We start from the raw sequence: 17,969 nt of genomic DNA, 5'->3' as shown, positions 1-17,969 counted from the left end.
TGAAGGCTTCGGGGCGGACGGATGGGCGGATAGGCGGGGTTCGGCCGGACGGACGGCGAAAGGTGTCGGACGAATGGGCAGGGTGACCGCACCTGGCCGCAAGCGCTCGAACGCGGGCGCGACCCGGCGCATCCTGGAGGCATGCGTGACAACGATGTCAACTCGCTGCTGCCGAGCGAAACCCCAATCGAGCTGCTGACTTCCGCGGGCGAACCCGTCGAGCACGACCTCGCGATGCCCGACCGCGAAACCCTCGTCGAGGCGTACCGGAAGATGGTGATTGCCCGCCGCTGGGAGGCGCAGGTGACCGCCCTCACCCGCCAGGGCCGCCTCGCGACGTACCCCTCGGCCTACGGGCAGGAGGCCGGCGAAGTCGGGTCGGTGCTCGGCCTCGCCGACAACGACTGGCTGTTCCCGACGTACCGCGAATCGTCGGCGCTGCTCACCCGCGGGATGCACCCGCGCGACATTCTCGCGTTCTTCCGCGGCGACTGGCACGTCGCCTACGACCCGTACGAGTGGCACGCCTCGTCGCTCTCGACACCGCTCGCGACCCAGGCGCTCCACGCCGTCGGCTTCGCGCACGGCGAGCGGCTGCAGGGCCGCGACACCGTCACGCTCGCGTACCTCGGCGACGGCTCGACGAGCGAGGGCGACACGCACGAGGCGATGAACTTCGCCGCGACGTGGCAGACCTCGACCGTCTTTTTCGTGCAGAACAACCAGTACGCGATCTCGGTGCCGCTGCACCACCAGACGCGCTCGCGCTCGATCGCCGACCGCGGCGTCGGCCTCGGCATGCCGGGCGTGCGCGTCGACGGCAACGACGTCGCCGCTGTCATCGCGGTCGTGCGCGAGGCCGCCGCCCGCGCCCGTGCGGGGGAGGGGCCGACCGTCATCGAGGCCGTCACGTACCGCCTCGAGGCGCACACGAACTCCGACGACCCCACCCGGTACCGCGACGCGAGCGAGGCCGACGCGTGGCGCGAAAAGGATGCGATCGCTCGCCTCGAGCGCTACCTCGCGGCGACCGGCGAGGTGCCGGACGTGCCCGAGGCCGAGGAGGTCGCGCAGCTCACGCGCGACGTCATGAACGACGACGTCACGGTCGACCCGCTCGAGCTGTTCGAGCACGTTTACGCCGAGCCGCGCGCGTCGCTGCGCGAACAGCGCGACGCGCTCGCGGCCGAGCTCGCCACGAGGGAGGCATGAGCATGATCGACACCGCCACCAACGAGACCGCGGCCGTCGCCGCGACCCGCGAGCCCCGCGTCGAGACGCTGAGCATCGCGGCGGCGCTCAACGCCGCGCTTGACGACGCGCTCGCGGCCGACGACCGCGTCGTCATCTACGGCGAGGACGTCGGGCCGCTCGGCGGCGTGTTCCGCGTGACGAGCGGGCTCAGCGACAAGTGGGGCCCGGCGCGCGTGTGGGATTCGCCGCTCGCCGAGTCGGGCATCGTCGGCACCGCGATCGGCATGGCGATGGCGGGGATACGCCCAGTCGTCGAGATGCAGTTCGACGCCTTCAGCTATCCCGCCCTCGAGCAGGTGTTCTCGCACGTCGCGAAGATGCGCAACCGTACGCGCGGCCGCGTCGAGCTCCCGCTCGTCATTCGCATCCCCTACGGCGGTGGCATCGGCGGCGTCGAGCACCACTCCGACTCGTCGGAGGCGTATTGGGCGCACACCCCGGGGCTCACGGTCGTGTCACCCGCGAACGCGCACGACGCCTACCACCAGCTGCGGCACGCGATCGACTCGCAAGACCCCGTGATCGTGTTCGAGCCGAAGCGCCGCTACTGGCAGCGCGGCGAGGTGCGTCGCGATGAGGCCGGGGTCGACTGGAACCGCGCCCGGGTGCTCCGCGAGGGCAGCGACGTCGTGCTGCTCGGCTACGGCCCAACCGTCGAGGTCGCGCTGCGCGCCGCCGAACTCGGGGCTGAGGAGGGCCTCGACATCGAGGTGATCGACCTGCGCTCGCTCTCGCCGTTTGACGACGAGACGGTCTCGGCGTCGGTGCGCAAGTGCTCCCGCGCCGCGGTGATTCACGAGGCCGCCAAGTTCGGCGGCTATGGCGCGGAGGTCGCGGCCCGGGTCATGCAGCGCAGTTTCCACTGGCTCGACGCGCCCGTGCTGCGCATCGCGGGCTTCGACATCCCGTACCCCTCGCCGAAGCTCGAGGAGTACTACCTGCCCACGGCCGAGCGCGTGCTCGCCGCACTCGACACCTGGGAGTGGTGACCATGACCCGCGAATTCATTCTGCCCGACCTCGGCGAGGGCCTCGTCGAGGCGACGATCGTCGACTGGAAGGTCGCAGTCGGCGACGAGGTGACGATCGACCAAATCGTCGTCGAGGTCGAATCGGCGAAGTCGATCGTCGAGCTCCCCGTGCCCTACGCCGGCACGGTCTCGGCGCTCGGCGGCGAGGTCGGCGACACCCTCAACGCGGGCGATGTGCTGCTGACGGTGGGCGCTGCGGCCGAAGCCGTTACCGATGCTCCGGCCCCGGCGACTCCCGAACTGGATGCGCGGCAGCCAGCCCCGGCCGAGCGCGCCGACGGGACGGCGGTCGAGTCGACCTCGGGCGCCGTGCTCGTCGGCTACGGCACGAACGACGCCGAGGCACGGCTGCGCCGACCCGAGGGCGGGCGCTTCAAGCGGCGCAGCACGTGCGCCACCCCGGCCGGCCTCGCGAAAGATGCCGCCGCGCACCGCTCCGCCGACCCCTCGAAGCTGCACCTCGACGCGACGCGCAACTCGCCCGTCATGTCGCCGCTCGTGCGGCGCGAGGCGAAAGACGCGGGCTTCGACGCCCGCCACCTCAGCGGGAGCGGCCCGAACGGGCTCGTGCTGCGCGGCGACGTGCGCGACGCGATCGCGAAGCTCCGCGAAGAGGTGCCCGCGACCGCAGACTTCGCGGCGGACGACACTGCCACCGCCCCAGGCGACCCCGATGAGTTCGCCCACCGGCGCATCCCGCTCACCGGCATGCGCGCCGTGACCGCGAAGCACATGGCCGCCTCGCACGCCGAGGTGCCGAAGGCGACGATCTGGCTCGACGTCGACGTGACCCCGCTCGCCGAGCTGCGGGCCCGCCTGCAGCGCGCGACGGGCGAGAAGTTCAGCTTCACGACGCTCATCGGCCGCCTCGTCGTCAAGGGGCTCAAGCGCTACCCCCGCCTCAACTCGACCTTCGACGGCGACGCCGTCGTCGAGCACGGCCGAATCAACCTCGGGCTCGCGGCGCAGACGCCGCGCGGGCTCGCGGTGCCGGTCGTGCACCACACCGAGTCGATGGACCTCCCCGAGCTGCGCGACGCGATCGCGAAGGTCGTCACGGCCGCGGGCGAGGGGAAGTTCCCGCCCGAGCAGCTGCGCGGCGGCACGTTCACCCTGAACAACTACGGCGGCTTCGGTGTCGATGGCGCGACGCCGATCATCAACCTGCCCGAGGCGGCGATGCTCGGCATCGGGCGCATCAAGGAGCGGCCGTGGGCCGTCGAAGGCGAGCTCACGGTGCGCAAGGTCGCGACGTTCAGCTTCGTGTTCGATCACCGCGTGTGCGACGGGCAGGAGGCGAGCGACTTCCTCACCTTCGTCACCGACCGCATCGAGAACCCCGAGCTGCAGCTGCTCGACCGCTAACGGGCGGCGAGGGCTGGCGCCGGCTCGCGTCGGCGCGCATCGGGTGTCTCCCGCGTCGCCCGGCGCGGGAGGTGTCGCAGCCGCAGCGCCGGCTCCTCAATGAGCTTCCACGAGCCGAACGCGAGCGGCAGCGTCACCCCGAACGCGATGAGCGCCGTGACCCACGGCCCGAGCCACGCGAGCCCGCAGAGCACGACGAGCTGCTGCATCGGGAACGCCCAGATGTAGATGCCGTACGAGAGGTCGAGCCCGCCGGGCGCGCGCAGCGGCAGCACGGCGCCGAGCCAGAGCGCGAGCAGCGCAATCGGCAGCGGCAGTAGGTACGAGCCCCAGCCGACCGTGGCAAGTGCCGTGAGCGCCGCGACGGCGAAGAACGGCACCCACGGCTCGACCGTGACCAGGTCGCGGAACGCGTAGACGAGCATCCCCGCCGTAAAGTACCCGGCGAGTTCGAACGCCTTGAGGTAGAGCGTCGTCGTGACGCCGAGTGGCCCCTCGGCGAGGGGGAGCGCGACGGTCGCGGCAACGAACAGCACGGGCGCGACGATGCGCAGGTGCCGGCGAGCCCACGGCACGAGAAAAATGAGCGCGACGGCGAGGTAGGCGAGGCCCTCGTACATGAGGGTCCACAGCGCGCCGTTCCAGGTGTTCGGGAACGGCACGTCGGTGAGCGTGCCCGAGATTCCCGTCTGGTTCATGCGCAGCCAGAAGTTGTCGGTGACGTAGCCGAGTGCGCTGCCGAAGTTGTAGCCGTGCCCCTCGAGCATCGCCGCGAGCGGTGCGAGCCCGAAGGCGGTGACGACGAGCACGCACCAGAACGCGGGCAGGATGCGCAGGGCGCGGCGCCAGAGGAAGGCCGGCAGGCGCGTGCGCACGCCCGAGGCGGTGATGAGGTACCCGCTCAGCACAAAGAAGCCGCCGACGGCCCAGTCGCCGATCGCGCGCAGCGGGTGGTCGGCGTCGTAGCCCCCGAGGAAATGGGTGTGCGAAATGATGACGCTCACCGCGAGCGTCAGCCGAATCACATCGAGCCCGTTGTCGCGGCCCGAAAGCTGCTCCCCGAGAGATTTCATCCGCGCGACAGTACCGACCGCGACTCCGTGCCCCGTGTGCATCCCCTGAATGTGCCCAAGAATGGAGCAAGCACAGCAATGCCCAGGTCGAAGCGATTCGCTAGGCTCGCGGAGATGACGACACAGGATGCGCTTCCCGGCGGCAGCGAGCGGGCGACCGCGCCGCGGTGGCTCGCGCGCGAAGACCGCCGGCAGTGGATCGTCGGGGTCATCGCGATTTCGGTGCTCGTGCCCGCGATCTACTTTGGGCTCCGCGACGTCGACGAGGCGACATCGGCGAGCGATGCGTTCCGCCGCACCGCGGTTCCGCTCGTCATCGCCTACGGCATGATGCAGCTCATCAACGTCGTCATCTACGTGCCGCTCACGCTGTTCGCGTTCCGCGGGCTCGAGGGCGACGACCTCGCGGCGGTCGCGCGCTTCTCATCGCCGCGCAACGCCGAGGAAGAGCGCCGCCTGCGGCGCTACGGGGTCGATGAGGTGTCGACCGCGGTCGGCGCCGGCTTTATCTCGCTCGCCTGCGTCGTCGTGTTCGTGCTCGTGCCGAGCGTGCGCGAGGAGCCGCTCGTGACCTACGGCGCGCTCGCGGCGATGGTGGGCTCGTGGATCATGATCGTCATGGCGTTCGCCGTGCGCTACATGCGTGACTGGGCGACGCTCGCGCTCGAGTCGGACGCACTCGACGACTGGATCGAGCCGCCCGTGTTTCTCGACTTCGTGTTGCTGTCGGTGCAGGTGTCGACGGGCTACAACCTCGCGCCACGCCTGCTCGTGCGCCGTGCCGGCCGCCGCAACGCCCTCACCCACAACGTGCTCGCCTACGTGTTCAACACCGTCATCATCGCGCTCGTGATTTCGGTGGCGCTGCCCGCCGTGCTCAGCTAGTTGCAGCGGGAGTCGCAGCGCTTCACTCGTGACTTAGGACACCCTCACTGGCGAAATAGTTCGCAACGTGCTAGCGCTCGCGTGGCTGCTTGATTAGTGTCGGGTTCGGACATTACTCACCGGGGCTCGTACCGTGCCATCGCGCCCACCGGCACGAAAGCAGAACGCCATGACCCCACCCACACCAGTCGCCACTCTCGTCGCCGAGGCGGCGGGCACCTTCCTCCTCGTGCTCGGCGTGATCGGCACGGCGCTATTCGCCGCGAACTTCGGTGCGAGCCCCGAGGGCACCTCGCTCGGCGTCGGCTTCGTCGGCGTCGCGCTCGCGGTCGGCCTTGCCGTCATCGCCGGCGCGTACGCGTTCGGCCCGATCTCGGGCGGGCACTTCAACCCCGCGGTGACGGTTGGCCTCGCCGCGGCCGGCCGGTTCCCCTGGTCGGGCGTCGTCGGCTACGTCGCGGCGCAGATCGTCGGCGGCGCACTCGCGACGTCGGTGCTCGTCGCGATTGGCTTCTTCGGCCCCGAGGGATGGCTCGCCGCGGCCCAGCAGGGCGGGTTCGCCTCGAACGGGTACGACGCGCTCTCGCCGGGCGGCTTCGGCCTCGGCGCCGTCATCATCGTCGAGACGGTCTTCACGGCGCTGTTCGTCTACGTGATTCTCGGTGTCACCCACGCCACGCGTGGCACGAAGTTCGCGGGGCTCGCGCTGACGCTGATTCACCTCGCGACGATCCCCGTCTCGAACACCTCGGTGAACCCGGCGCGCTCGATCGCGACGGCGGTGTTCGGTGGTGCCGAGCCGCTCGCGCAGCTCTGGGTGTTCCTCGTGTTCCCCACGCTCGGCGCGCTCATCGCCGGCCTCACGTACCGGCCGCTGTTCGACCGGGCACGTGCGACCGTCGCGACGGCGGCGCCGAGCGTTGAGGCTACGGCGTGAGGCGGTTCGGGCCGCGGAACAGGTAGGTGACCTCGCGCAGGTTCGGCTGGTGCAGCATGAGCATCAGCATGCGGGCGAGGCCCATGCCGAAGCCGCCGTGTGGGGGAGCGCCGTACCGGAAGAAGTCGAGGTAGAACGAGAGCTCTTCGGGCTCGAGGCCCTTCTCGACGATCTGACGCTCGAGCACGTCGAGGCGGTGCTCACGCTGCGCGCCGGTCGAGATCTCAACGCCGTTCCAGACGAGGTCGTACGACTTCGTGAGCGACGCATCCTCGTCGTGGCGCATGTGGTAAAACGGCCGGATCGACGCGGGGTAGTCGGTGAGGAACACGAACTCGCTGCCGTGCTCTTCGAGTGCCCAGCGGCCGATCTCGCGCTCGCCCTCAGGGTCCATGTCGAGGTCGTCGCGCTCGAACTTGTGGCCGCGCGACTGCACGATCTCGCGGGCCTCGAGCAGCGGGATGCGCGGGAAGGCCGCCTCGGGCACCTTCACCTCAACACCGAAGTGCTCCTTGATCGCCTCGCCGTGGCGCTCGGCGACGGCGGCGAGGGCGACGCGCATGAGCTCTTCCTGCATGTCCATGACGTCGGCGTGCGAGTCGATCCACGAGATCTCGGCGTCGACGCCGGTGAACTCGGTCGCGTGGCGCGACGTGAACGACGGGTCAGCGCGGAACACGGGGCCGATCTCGAAGATCTTGCCGAAGCCCGACGACTGCGCCATCTGCTTGAAGAACTGCGGCGACTGCGCGAGGTACGCGGGGCGGTCGAAGTAGTCGACCTTGAAGAGCTCGGCGTTCGACTCCGACGGCGTCGCCATCAGCTTCGGTGTGAACACCTCGATGTAGTCGCGCTCGTACCAGTAGTCGCGCATCGCGTGCGTGAACGTCGTCTGCGCGCGGAAGAGGGTGTTGTTGCGGGGCGTGCGCAGGTCGAGGAACCGCCAGTCGAGGCGCTTGTCGATCGACGAGTCGTCGGCGATCGGCGTCTCGGGGTCGGCTGCCGACTCCACCGTGATCTCGCCGACCTTCACCTCGAGGCCGCCGAGCTTCACGCGCTCGTCGTGCTTGAGGTCGCCCGTGATCGTGAGCATCGTGCCCTGGGCGAGGCTCGAAATCGTGTCGCTGATCGCCTCGCGCCCCTCACTACGGGGGTTCACGAGCTGCAGGGCGCCGGTCTCGTCGCGAAGCACGACGAACTGCACCTTCTTCTGATCGCGGACGGTGTCTACCCAGCCCTGAACCTTGACGGGTCCATCCTCGAGCGCGGCAAGTGCGGAAATCACGGTTCGTTGAGTCACCCCGCCATCCTAGTCGCCCGGGGCGAAACCACGCTCCCTCTTGGCGATGACGCAGCCGCACCTCTTGGCGATGACGCAGCCGCACCTCGATAGGCTTGACCCCATGCAAGGGCAGCGGATCCACCTGGTGCGGCACGGCGAAGTCGAGAACCCCGAGGGTATTCTGTACGGACGCCTGCCGAACTACGGCCTGAGCGAGCGCGGCCACCGCATGGCGCAGCTCGCGGCCGACGACCTCGCCGCCCGCGGCGTGCCCGCCGGTCGCCTCGTCGTCTCGCCGCTGCAGCGCACGCGCGAGTCGGCCGCGCCGATCGCAAAGGCGTTCGGCCTCGAGCCCGTGATCGACGACCGCGTGATCGAGCCCTGGAACGAGTTCGAGGGCGAGCGCCTCGGCGGCCGCAACGGCGCGTGGCGCGAGCCGCGGCACTGGAAGCACCTGCTGCAGCCCTGGCGCCCGAGCTGGGGCGAGCCATACCGTGAAATCGTGGCCAGGATGCGCGCGGCGCTGCTCGAGCAGGCGGCGGCCTCGGAGGGCGCCGATGTTATCGTGGTGTCGCATCAATTGCCGATCTGGATGGTGCATCGGGCACTGACCCACCAGCCCCTCCCGCACAACCCGGCCAAGCGCCGGTGCGCGCTGTCGAGCATCACCGTGCTCGAATACCACCCGGCAACCGGCTTCCGCGAAGCCGACTATCACGAACCCGCCGCGGCCGAACTCGCCGCGGCTATTGACCAGGGAGCTGTGTGAAAACACGCAAGCGTGCGGTGGCGATCACCGCGCTCGGCCTCGCGGCCGCCCTCACCCTCAGCGGCTGCGCGAACGATGAGTTCGCCCAGCAGTACGCGGCCGACGCCGATCAGGGCTACGTCTCGGGCGATGGCTCGTGGGAGGTTTTCCCAGCCGACCAGCGCGACGCACCCGTCGAGTTCTCGGGCCCGACCGAGTCGGGCGACACCTTCTCGAGCAGCGACTACGAGGGTGACGTCATCGTCGTGAACTTCTGGTACGCGGCGTGCCCGCCCTGCCGCATCGAGGCCGAAGACCTCCAGGCGACGAGCGCCGAGTACGCCGACGACGGCGTGCAGTTCGTCGGCGTCAACGTCTATGACCAGGCGGCGACCGCACAGTCGTTCGCCGACGAGTTCGGCATCACCTACCCGAGCATCCTCGACGTCGAGGGCGCCGAGGTGCGCCTCGCGTTCGCCGACAACGTGTCGCCGCAGGCGATCCCCTCCACCCTCGTGCTCGACCGCACGGGCGCCGTCGCCGCCGTCATTCGCGGCGTCGCCGACCCGTCGGTGCTCAGCTCGATGATCGACGACGCGCTCGCCGAATAGCCCCAGCGCAGCGTTCTCGTGTCCCCCGGCGAAGTCATCATCAGCGGCCAGCTCCTCGCGGCCCTGCCGATCGCGCTGCTCGCGGGCCTCATCTCGTTCGCATCGCCGTGCGTGCTCCCGGTGATTCCCGGCTATATCGGCCTGCTCGGCGCCGTGAGCGACACCCGCAAGAGCGACAAGAGTGCCGCGGATGCGCGCGGCCAGCAGGCAGCGACGCGCACGGCGGTCGTGACCCGCCCCGCCCGCTCGCGCGTCGCCCTCGGCGCGACGCTGTTCGTGCTCGGGTTCTCGGTGATCTACGTCATCTCGGGCGCGTTCTTCGGCCAGCTCGGCGTGTGGTTCCTGCGCTACCAAGACCCGATCATGCGCGTGCTCGGCATCGTCGTGCTGCTCATGGGCCTCGTGTTCCTCGGCGTGTCGGGACCGTGGCAGCGCACCGTGAAGTTCAACCGCGCCCCGGCGGGCCTCGTCGGCGCGCCCCTGCTCGGCGCGATCTTCGCCATCGGCTGGGCGCCCTGCATCGGCCCGACCCTCGTCGCGATCCAGACGCTCTCGTTCGACTCCGCCTCGGCGGGCCGCGGGGCGCTGCTCGCGTTCGTTTACTGCCTCGGCCTCGGCATCCCGTTCGTGCTTGCCGCCGTGTTCTGGAGCTCGGCCACCGGCTGGATCGGCTGGCTCAAGCGGCACCTGCGCACGATCAACATCGTCGGCGCGAGCCTCATCATCCTCATCGGCCTGCTCATGATTCTGGGCGTGTGGCAGATGTTCGTCTCCTACATCGGATCTATTCTTCCCGGATATGTCGCGCCCCTCTGATCACTACGACGCCGGCAAGCCGGGCTTCGAAGCAAGCACCCGCACCGCCCCCCGAGGCTCGAAGCCCCGGGGCGCCGCCGCGCGCATCCTCGCCCCGCTGCGCGCCATCTGGACCTGGCTCACGAGCATGCGCACGGCGATCATCCTCCTGCTGCTGCTCGCGATCGCTGCGGTGCCCGGCTCGCTCGTGCCGCAGACCTCGAGCGACCCGAACGGCGTCACGCAGTACTTCACCGACCACCCCGACACGGCGCCCGTGCTCGAGCAGTGGGGCATGTTCGACGTCTATTCGTCGTGGTGGTTCTCGGCGATCTACCTGCTGCTGTTCGTGTCGCTCGTCGGGTGCATCCTGCCCCGCACCGCCCACCACCTGCGGGCGCTGCGCTCGAAGCCGCCGCGCACCCCGGCTCGCCTCGAGCGCCTCGACGCGTACGCGACCGTGCGGCTCGACGAGCGGTGGCTCGGCCGCGAGGGCGAGATCGTCGACCTCGCCCGCAAGCAGCTGCGCTCGCGGCGGTACCGCACCGAGCTCTTCGAGACGCCCGAGCGCGGCAAGCGCGCCGCGACGATCTCGGTGTCGGCCGAGCGCGGCTACCTGCGCGAGACCGGCAACCTCATCTTCCACACGGCGATGCTCGGCGTGATCATCGCGGTCGGCGTGCTCTCGGGCTTCAACTGGCACGGCCAGCGGGTGCTCGTCGAGGGGCAGACCTACGTGAACGGCCTCGTGAGCTACTCGTCGTTCACGCCCGGCCGGTTCTTCACGCCGTCGCAGATTCCGGGCTTCTCGCTCGGCCTCGACAAGCTCGACGTCACTTACGAGACCGAGAACGAGAACGCGATCGGCATTCCGATCGACTACACGGCGCACGTCACCGTGCAGCATCCGGGCGAGGAGGCGTACACCGACACGGTGCGCGTGAACGACCCGCTGCGCATGGACGGCACCGACACCTACCTGCTCGCGAACGGCTACGCGCCCACGATCACGGTGCGCGACCCCGACGGCAACGAGGTGTTCCACGACTCGGTCGTGTTCATCCCGCAGGATACGCAGCTCACGTCGACCGGCGTGGTGAAGGTTCCCGACGGGCTCGCCGAGCAGGTCGGCTTCGTCGGCTTCTTCTATCCGACGGCGCAGCAGCTCGACTCGGGCGCGTACACGTCGGTGCACCAGGACCTGCTCGACCCCATGCTCACGCTCAACGTGTACACGGGCGACCTCGGGCTCGACGACGGGATTCCGACGTCGGTGTACCGCCTCGACACCGAGAACATGACCCAGGTCGCGGGCCGCGGCACCGACGTGGAGGGCGTGACGCTGCGCCCCGGCGAGACGGTCGAGCTGCCGAACGGCCTCGGGAGCATCACGATGGACGCCGAGGTGCCCCGCTACGCCTCGTTCGACGTGCACCGCGACTACACGCGCGTGCCGGTCGCCGTGTGCGTGTTCCTCGCGATCGCGGGCCTCATCGCGTCGCTGCTCGTGCCCCGCCGCCGAGCGTGGGTGAAGGTGCAGCGCTCGGGCGACGGCCTGCTCGTCGAGTTCGCCGGCCTCGCGCGCGGCGAAGACCCGCAGCTCGCGCGGGCGATCAACGAACTCGTGGACGCCTGCACGCAACAACTCGTATCCTTGAAGAACCCTGCCGCGGCCGATTCAGCGCGCGACAAGTCGTGAACCGGGCGGCCACGTTAACGCCCAGAAAGACGGGCGGGACACCCCGCCCTGAGTAGCTCACCCAATGATCGAATCGCTCATCACCTGGTCTGACACCGCCTACTACGTGACGATCTGCGTCTACGCCGTGGCGTTCATTCTGTTCGCGCTCGACCTCGCGAACCGCGGGTCGGCCGAGGCGAAGAAGGCCGCCGCGGCCCGCAGCGCGGGCTCCGCGGTCGGCGCGACCGCCCGCGAGCTCGTCGGCGCGAACGTCGGCCAGGCCGCCGCCGACTCGGGCATCGTCACGTCGAAGGCCGCCGACGCGTCGGCCGACAGCGGCGTGAAGTCGACCTCGACGAAGTCCGACGGCGCGACGTGGCGCGACCGCCGCGCCACCCGGATGCTGCCGGTCGCGATGGTCGCGACGCTCATCGGCTTCGCGGCGCACTTCACGTCGGCGCTCACGCTCGGCCTCGCGGCCGGGCGTGTGCCGTGGTCGAACATGTACGAGTTCACGCTCACGGCGACGATGCTCATCGTGCTCGTGTTCCTCGTGTCGCAGTTCTGGCAAGACCTGCGGTTCCTCGGCACGTTCGTCACCGGCATGGTGACGCTGTTCCTCGGCATCGCGACGGTCGGTTTCCGCGTCGAGGTCATGCCGCTGCAGCCCGCGCTGCAGTCGGGCTGGCTCGTCGTGCACGTCTTCATCGCGTCGCTCGCCACCGGGTTCCTCGCCCTCGGCTTCGCGCTCTCGGTGCTGCAGCTGCTGCAGCAGCGACGCGAGGCGCGCATCCGCGCGGGGCTCGGCAGCTCGCGCCGCGGCCCGATGTCGGCCCTGCCCGGTTCGGAGCGCCTCGAAGACCTCTCGTTCCGCGTGAACGTCGTCGGGTTCATCTTCTGGACCTTCACGCTCGTCGCAGGCGCCATCTGGGCCGAGGCGGCGTGGGGCCGCTACTGGGGCTGGGACACCAAGGAGGTGTGGACCTTCATCATCTGGGTGGTCTACGCCGGCTACCTGCACGCCCGCGGCACGAAGGGCTGGCGCGGTTCGCCGTCGGCGTGGCTGTCGATCACCGGCTTCGCCGCGGTCATGTTCAACTTCGGCATCGTCAACGTCTTCTTCAAGGGCCTGCACGCCTACTCGGGCCTGTAGCCCGCCCGCTCGGCAACCAGCCAGCCAGCCAGTTAGCCAGCTAGCACCGCGTGGCAGGCGCGGATGCGCGCGTGCCACCAGGCGACCCGGTCGGGCGTGGCCGCGTGCTCGCGCAGCGCCGCCGCGTCGGGCACGACCGGCGCGAGCGAGATGCGCCCGCCGACGGGGCGACGCGGCTCCGAGACTTCGTCGGCGAACAACGACACGGTGCCGAGCCCCGCGGCGAACACCGGCAGCCCCGCCTTCGCGAGACCGGCGGCGAGCTGCGCGCCCATGACGATGCCGACCGACGTGTCGAGCGCGCTCGACACGGTCGCGGTGAGTCCCGACTCGCGCACGATCGCGGTCGCGCGGCGCACCCCGCCGAGCGGCTGCGCCTTCACGACGAGGTGGTCGACGGTGCCCGAGCGCGCGACCGCGAGCGGGTCGTCGGCCTTGCGCACGAGTTCGTCGGCGGCGAGGCGGATGCCCGCGGCGGGTCGGCCGGCGAGCTCGCGGCGTAGCGCGGCGAGTTCCGTGACCGTGCCGACCGGCTGCTCGGCGTACTCGAACTCGAAGCCGGCGTCGGCGAAGGCGGTGAGGGCCCGGGCGGCCTCGGCTACCGACCAGCCGGCGTTCGCGTCGATTCGCAGGCGCGCATCCGGCGCCGCGGCCCGCACCGCCTCGAGCCGCGCGAGGTCGTCGGCGAGCCGCTGCCCGCGCTCGGCGACCTTCACCTTCACGACCTCGCACCCGTCGTAGCGGGCGAGCACCGCTGGCACGGCCGCTGCCTCGACGGCGGGCACCGTCGCGTTCACCGGCACCGTCCCGGCCGCGAAGCGGTCGAGGTCGGGCGCGAACGCGTACTCGAGCGCGGCCGCGAGCCAGTTCGCCGCCTCGGCGGTCTCGTACTCAAAAAACGGCGAGAACTCGCTCCACACCGGCACGCCATCGACGGTCTGATCGCCCTCGATGAGCGCGGCCTCGCGATGGGTGACGCCGCGGAACCGGGTGTTGAGCGGTAGCGATACGACGTGCGTGCGGGCGAGCAGGTCGTCGATGGGGACGAGGGCGGCAGCGGTCATACGCTCATCTTCGCGCGCGCACCGCGTCGGCGCATCCCGTGACGAGTGCGCACTACACTTGGGTTTCGTTACACGAGACAAACTCGGCAAGTTCACCAACCCGCGGTACCGAACGGATTCCCATGGCCATCGAGCAGAGCGTCGCGAGCAAGCCCCGCCGCGTGCGCGACCCCGAGTACCGGCACGCGACCGTCGTGCCGCTGCCGTGGGTCGACCAGATGCTCAATCCACTCGGCTGGCGCGTCGGCCACTGGGCGATGTTCGGCGCGGTGCTCACGCTCGCGGCCGACGTCATCGCCGGCCTGTACCTGTTCAACTTCTTCGGCATCGGCCGCCAGTTCGAGCTGCAGATGTGGATTCTCATCGCCGGCACGCTCGGCTTCGCGTCGATCACCGCGGCGCTCTACGCGATCTTCTTCAAGTCGGGCCGCGGCACCGGCATCTTCGCGTTCATTTGCAGCTTCATCGTCGGCGCGGCCCCCGCGTGGCTCGTGCTCAACACGATCCTGCAGTTCATCCTGAACGGCGGCACGCTGCCCGACGCCCCCATCGACTGGTAGGCGCCCGGCTACAAGTGGGTCCCGCCCGACGACTACGGTTGAGGGCATGACGACCGAGCAAGTTTCCGACGTGTTCGACCCCGAGCGCTGGCGCGCCGTCGAGGGATTCGAGTTCACCGACATCACGTACCACCTCGACACGACGGGCCGCATCGCGCGCGTCGCGTTTGACCGTCCGGAGGTGCGCAACGCGTTCCGCCCGAAGACCGTCGACGAGCTCTACACCGCCCTCGACGACGCCCGGCAGAACCCGAAGGTCGGCGTTGTGCTGCTCACCGGCAACGGCCCGAGCCCGAAGGACGGCGGCCACGCCTTCTGCTCGGGAGGCGACCAGCGCATCCGCGGCCGCGACGGCTACCGCTACGCCGAGGGCGAGACGGCCGACACGGTCGACCAGGCGAAGGCCGGGCGGCTCCACATTCTCGAGGTGCAGCGGCTCATTCGGTTCATGCCGAAGGTCGTGATCTCGGTCGTGAACGGCTGGGCGGCCGGCGGTGGGCACTCGCTCTACGTCGTCACCGACCTCACGATCGCCTCGCGCGAGCACGGCAAGTTCAAGCAGACGGATGCGAACGTCGGGTCGTTCGATGCGGGGTACGGCTCTGCGTACTTCGCGAAGCAGGTGGGGCAGAAGTTCGCCCGCGAGGCGTTCTTCCTCGCAGAGGAGTACGACGCCCAGCGCGCCTACGAGGTCGGCGCCGTGAACCGCGTCGTGCCGCACGCGGAGCTCGAGGTCGAGGCGCTCAAGATGGCCGAGACGATTCTCACGAAGTCGCCGACCGCGATTCGCATGCTGAAGTTCGCGATGAACCTGCAAGACGACGGCCTCGCCGGCCAGCAGCTGTTCGCGGGCGAGGCGACGCGCCTCGGCTACATGACCGATGAGGCGGTCGAGGGGCGCGACGCGTTCCTCGAGAAACGCGACCCCGACTGGGGCCCGTTCCCCTGGTACTACTAGGGCGGCGAGCGTGACTCGTCCGCTGCGCGAGGTCGCCGTCGCCGACCCGCTCGAGTTCTTCGCCGAGCTCCGCGAGGCGCTCGCGGGGCAGGGCCCGGCGCTCCTCCCTCGCCCCGCGGGCGAAGACGCGGCGACGCCGGAGCTCGCCGGCGCGCGCGTGCCCGACAGGGTCGCGCTCGTGATTGAGACGAGCGGCTCGACCGCAAAGCCGAAGCGCGTCATGCTCACGGGTGCGGGCCTGCGCACCGCCGCGGCCGCGACGCACGAGCGGCTCGGCGAGCTCGGCGGCGACGCGGATGCGCGCCCCCAGTGGCTCCTGTGCCTGCCCGGGCACTACATCGCCGGCGCGCAGGTGCTGGTGCGCTCGCTCGTCGCGGGCACGACGCCGGTCGTCGCGAGCCCGGGCGCCTTCACGCCCGAGGGCTTCGTCGCCGACGCCAGCAGGCTCACGGGGGAGCGGCGCTACGTGTCGCTCGTGCCCGCGCAGCTGCGCCGGCTCGTCGACGCGGCCGATGCCGGTGCAACGCCCGACCTCGACGCGACGATGGCCCGCTTCGACGCGATCCTCGTCGGCGGCCAGGCGACGCCCCGCGACCTGCTCGCCCGCGCCCGCGAGCTCGGCTGGAACGCCGTGACGACGTACGGCTCGAGCGAGACGAGCGGCGGCGCCGCGTACAACGCGCGCCCGCTGCCGGGGGTGCGGATGCGCGCCGTCGACGGCGAGCTCTGGGTCGCGTCGCCCTCGCTCGCGGTCGGCTACCTCGACGACCCGACCCGCACCGGCGCCGCGTTCGTCACCGACGAGGCGGGGGAGCGCTGGTACCGAACGGGCGACGCCGGCACGGTCGACGAGACGGGCACCGTCGCGGTGACGGGCCGCTTCGACAGCGTGATCATCTCGGGCGGGCTCAAGGTGAACCTCGACGAGGTGACGCTTGCCGCGGCCTCAACCGGGGCGTTCACCGACGTCGTCGCGGTGCCAGTTGCGAGCCGCGAGTGGGGCGAGGCGGTCGCGCTCGTCGCGGCCGACCCCGAAGTCGCGGCACCGACGGTCGACGCCGCGACCCGCGACGCGACGCTGGTGGCGGCCGAACCCTGGCCGCGCATCCTCGCCGCCCTCGAACCGCTCGGCCGGGCCGCGCGGCCCGCGCTGCTCGTGCGCGTGCCCGAGCTCCCGCGCCTCGCGAGCGGCAAGCCCGACCGCGCGGCCGTGCGAGCGCTCGCCGACGGCCTCGCCGTACAATCGCAAGGTGGCAAAGCAGAAGCGCAGTAACCCGACCCAGAAGCCCCGCACGAAGGCGAACTCCCGCCCGGTGACGGCGAAAGACTGGATCGAGGGCGCGCGCCTGCGCACCCTGCCCCTCGCGTTCGCGCCCGTCGTGCTCGGCTTCGCCTCAGCGGTCACCGTGACGCCTGGTGAGTTCCACTGGGTGCGCGGGCTCGCGGCGCTCGCGGTCGCCGTGTGCCTGCAGATCGGTGTGAACTTCGCGAACGACTACTCCGACGGCGTGCGCGGCACCGACGACGTGCGCGTCGGCCCCGCCCGGCTTACGGGCGGCGGCCTCGTCGAGCCGAAGCGTGTGCGCGGCGTCGCCTTCTTCTTCTTCGGGCTCGCGGCGGTCGCGGGCCTGTTCCTCGTCGTGCGCACCGAGCAGTGGTGGCTGCTCGCGGTGGGCGCGCTCGCGATCATCGCAGCCTGGTTCTACACGGGCGGCAAGCGGCCCTACGGATACGCGGGGCTCGGCGAGCTGTTCGTGTTCATCTTCTTCGGGCTGGTCGCGGTCGCCGGAACCGCCTACACGCAGCTGCTGTTCGTGCCCTCGAACGCGTGGGTGCTCGGCGTCGCCGCGGGCCTGTTCGCCTGCGCAGTGCTCATGGTGAACAACCTGCGCGACCTCGACCAAGACCGTGCGGCGGGCAAGCGCACCCTCGCGGTGCGCATCGGTCGCCGCGCGGGCAAGATCGGGTTCGGGCTATTCGCGCTGCTGCCGTTCGTCGCGACCGTGATGTTCCTGCTCGTGTATCCGCTCACGGGCTTCGCCCTGTTCGCGCTGCTCATCATCGGCCCGGCCGTCGTCATCACGTCGACCACCGACGCGCCCCGCGACCTCATTCTCGCGCTGAAGCTCACCTCGATCGGCTCGCTCGTGTGGGCGATCATCATGGCGGCCGGCATGATCATCCCGAACATCACGCCCGCCGTCACGCCGTTCTAGCGATCGGACTCCGGCGCAGCCTCGGCTTCCGGCTCGTCGTCCTCGGCCGCTTCCTCGTCGGCCGGCGCATCCTCCGCCTCGTCGAGCAGCGCATCCTCTTCTTCGGCGTCGCGACCCTTCGGGGCGCGGCCCTCGCGCGCGGCCATGATCGAGCCGCCGATCTCGAGCCGCTCGTCGCGCAGAAAGATGATCGAGACCGTGAAACCGACGATCGAGCCGACGACGACGGCGATGATCCAGTTGTAGGGGAGGTTCGGCAACAGCAGCATCACGAGTACGAACGGCACCGCGAATGCGAGCAGCCGTACGACCGTGTAGATAATCCAGGCGCGCGAGGTCTTCATCGGCACCAGTCTA

The 17,969-nt window shown here is 70.4% G+C and carries 18 protein-coding genes; 14 read left to right on the top strand and 4 right to left on the bottom strand.

Annotation, left to right across the window (positions count from 1 at the left end):
* Nucleotides 1-141: 141 nt before the first annotated feature.
* The 3 genes from G328_RS0105220 to G328_RS0105210 are packed head-to-tail and all read left to right on the top strand — an operon-like array spanning nt 142 to nt 3,649.
* Nucleotides 142-1,212, top strand: coding sequence for a thiamine pyrophosphate-dependent enzyme (locus G328_RS0105220; RefSeq protein WP_019618291.1), 1,071 nt, complete (start codon nt 142-144; stop codon nt 1,210-1,212).
* Complete coding sequence (locus G328_RS0105215; protein WP_019618290.1) at nt 1,209-2,243, top strand: alpha-ketoacid dehydrogenase subunit beta; 1,035 nt, start codon at nt 1,209-1,211, stop codon at nt 2,241-2,243. The genes G328_RS0105220 and G328_RS0105215 overlap by 4 nt, the downstream gene beginning before the upstream one ends.
* 2 nt (nt 2,244-2,245) lie before the next feature.
* The gene (locus G328_RS0105210) at nt 2,246-3,649 is read left to right on the top strand and encodes a dihydrolipoamide acetyltransferase family protein (protein WP_019618289.1); all 1,404 of its coding nucleotides are present in this window, start codon (nt 2,246-2,248) and stop codon (nt 3,647-3,649) included.
* On the opposite strand, the gene G328_RS14335 is transcribed toward G328_RS0105210, so the two are convergent.
* Nucleotides 3,646-4,722 carry an acyltransferase family protein gene (locus tag G328_RS14335; protein ID WP_019618288.1) on the bottom strand — a complete coding sequence of 359 codons (1,077 nt, stop codon included), beginning with the start codon at nt 4,720-4,722 and terminating at the stop codon, nt 3,646-3,648. The two genes, G328_RS0105210 and G328_RS14335, sit on opposite strands and share 4 nt — an antisense overlap.
* Before the next feature lie 114 nt (nt 4,723-4,836).
* On the opposite strand from G328_RS14335, the gene G328_RS0105200 reads away from it, so the two are divergent.
* Together G328_RS0105200 and G328_RS14330 are read left to right on the top strand one after the other, a co-directional pair.
* On the top strand, nt 4,837-5,607 hold the full coding sequence (locus G328_RS0105200) for a DUF1345 domain-containing protein (RefSeq protein ID WP_019618287.1): 771 nt from the start codon (nt 4,837-4,839) through the stop codon (nt 5,605-5,607).
* A gap of 169 nt (nt 5,608-5,776) precedes the next feature.
* Nucleotides 5,777-6,544, top strand: coding sequence for an aquaporin (locus G328_RS14330; RefSeq protein ID WP_019618286.1), 768 nt, complete (start codon nt 5,777-5,779; stop codon nt 6,542-6,544).
* Here G328_RS14330 and aspS read toward each other — a convergent pair.
* A complete protein-coding gene (gene aspS, locus G328_RS0105190) occupies nt 6,534-7,844 on the bottom strand; it encodes an aspartate--tRNA(Asn) ligase (protein ID WP_026339665.1) in 1,311 nt (436 codons plus the stop codon). The two genes, G328_RS14330 and aspS, sit on opposite strands and share 11 nt — an antisense overlap.
* A gap of 103 nt (nt 7,845-7,947) precedes the next feature.
* On the opposite strand from aspS, the gene G328_RS0105185 reads away from it, so the two are divergent.
* The 5 genes from G328_RS0105185 (at nt 7,948) to ccsB (ending at nt 12,814) form a co-directional block, all read left to right on the top strand.
* Entirely contained in the window at nt 7,948-8,595 is a 648-nt protein-coding gene (locus G328_RS0105185) for a histidine phosphatase family protein (RefSeq protein ID WP_019618284.1), read from the top strand.
* Complete coding sequence (locus G328_RS0105180; protein ID WP_040904880.1) at nt 8,592-9,185, top strand: TlpA family protein disulfide reductase; 594 nt, start codon at nt 8,592-8,594, stop codon at nt 9,183-9,185. The genes G328_RS0105185 and G328_RS0105180 overlap by 4 nt, the downstream gene beginning before the upstream one ends.
* 18 nt (nt 9,186-9,203) lie before the next feature.
* Entirely contained in the window at nt 9,204-10,001 is a 798-nt protein-coding gene (locus tag G328_RS0105175; protein WP_019618282.1) for a cytochrome c biogenesis CcdA family protein, read from the top strand.
* Entirely contained in the window at nt 9,985-11,679 is a 1,695-nt protein-coding gene (gene resB / locus G328_RS0105170) for a cytochrome c biogenesis protein ResB (RefSeq protein ID WP_019618281.1), read from the top strand. The genes G328_RS0105175 and resB overlap by 17 nt, the downstream gene beginning before the upstream one ends.
* 64 nt (nt 11,680-11,743) lie before the next feature.
* Nucleotides 11,744-12,814, top strand: coding sequence for a c-type cytochrome biogenesis protein CcsB (gene ccsB / locus G328_RS0105165; protein WP_019618280.1), 1,071 nt, complete (start codon nt 11,744-11,746; stop codon nt 12,812-12,814).
* Nucleotides 12,815-12,846: 32 nt separating this feature from the next.
* Here the strand turns inward: ccsB and G328_RS0105160 are convergent, their stop codons facing one another.
* Nucleotides 12,847-13,878 carry an o-succinylbenzoate synthase gene (locus G328_RS0105160; RefSeq protein WP_019618279.1) on the bottom strand — a complete coding sequence of 344 codons (1,032 nt, stop codon included), beginning with the start codon at nt 13,876-13,878 and terminating at the stop codon, nt 12,847-12,849.
* Nucleotides 13,879-14,000: 122 nt separating this feature from the next.
* Between G328_RS0105160 and G328_RS0105155 the strand changes: the two genes are divergently transcribed.
* From G328_RS0105155 to G328_RS0105140, 4 genes are read left to right on the top strand one after another with little or no spacing between them, the layout of a single operon-like run.
* Nucleotides 14,001-14,438: a hypothetical protein gene (locus G328_RS0105155; RefSeq protein WP_019618278.1), complete on the top strand. Its 438-nt coding sequence runs from the start codon at nt 14,001-14,003 to the stop codon at nt 14,436-14,438.
* 46 nt (nt 14,439-14,484) lie between these two features.
* Complete coding sequence (locus G328_RS0105150) at nt 14,485-15,396, top strand: 1,4-dihydroxy-2-naphthoyl-CoA synthase (RefSeq protein ID WP_019618277.1); 912 nt, start codon at nt 14,485-14,487, stop codon at nt 15,394-15,396.
* A gap of 10 nt (nt 15,397-15,406) precedes the next feature.
* Nucleotides 15,407-16,669 (top strand): AMP-binding protein, encoded by a 1,263-nt coding sequence (locus G328_RS14325; RefSeq protein ID WP_019618276.1) that lies wholly within the window; start codon nt 15,407-15,409, stop codon nt 16,667-16,669.
* Nucleotides 16,647-17,612, top strand: a complete 966-nt coding sequence (locus G328_RS0105140; RefSeq protein WP_019618275.1) for a 1,4-dihydroxy-2-naphthoate polyprenyltransferase — start codon at nt 16,647-16,649, stop codon at nt 17,610-17,612. The genes G328_RS14325 and G328_RS0105140 overlap by 23 nt, the downstream gene beginning before the upstream one ends.
* Here the strand turns inward: G328_RS0105140 and G328_RS0105135 are convergent.
* Nucleotides 17,609-17,956, bottom strand: a complete 348-nt coding sequence (locus tag G328_RS0105135) for a DUF4229 domain-containing protein (RefSeq protein WP_019618274.1) — start codon at nt 17,954-17,956, stop codon at nt 17,609-17,611. The genes G328_RS0105140 and G328_RS0105135 overlap by 4 nt on opposite strands.
* Nucleotides 17,957-17,969 lie beyond the last annotated feature (13 nt).

The sequence above is a fragment of the [Zimmermannella] faecalis ATCC 13722 genome (assembly GCF_000381765.1).
GTDB lineage: Bacteria > Actinomycetota > Actinomycetes > Actinomycetales > Microbacteriaceae > Gulosibacter > Gulosibacter faecalis.
Note: the sequence above shows the minus strand (reverse complement) of the source record. Positions and strands in the feature narration are given on the sequence as shown.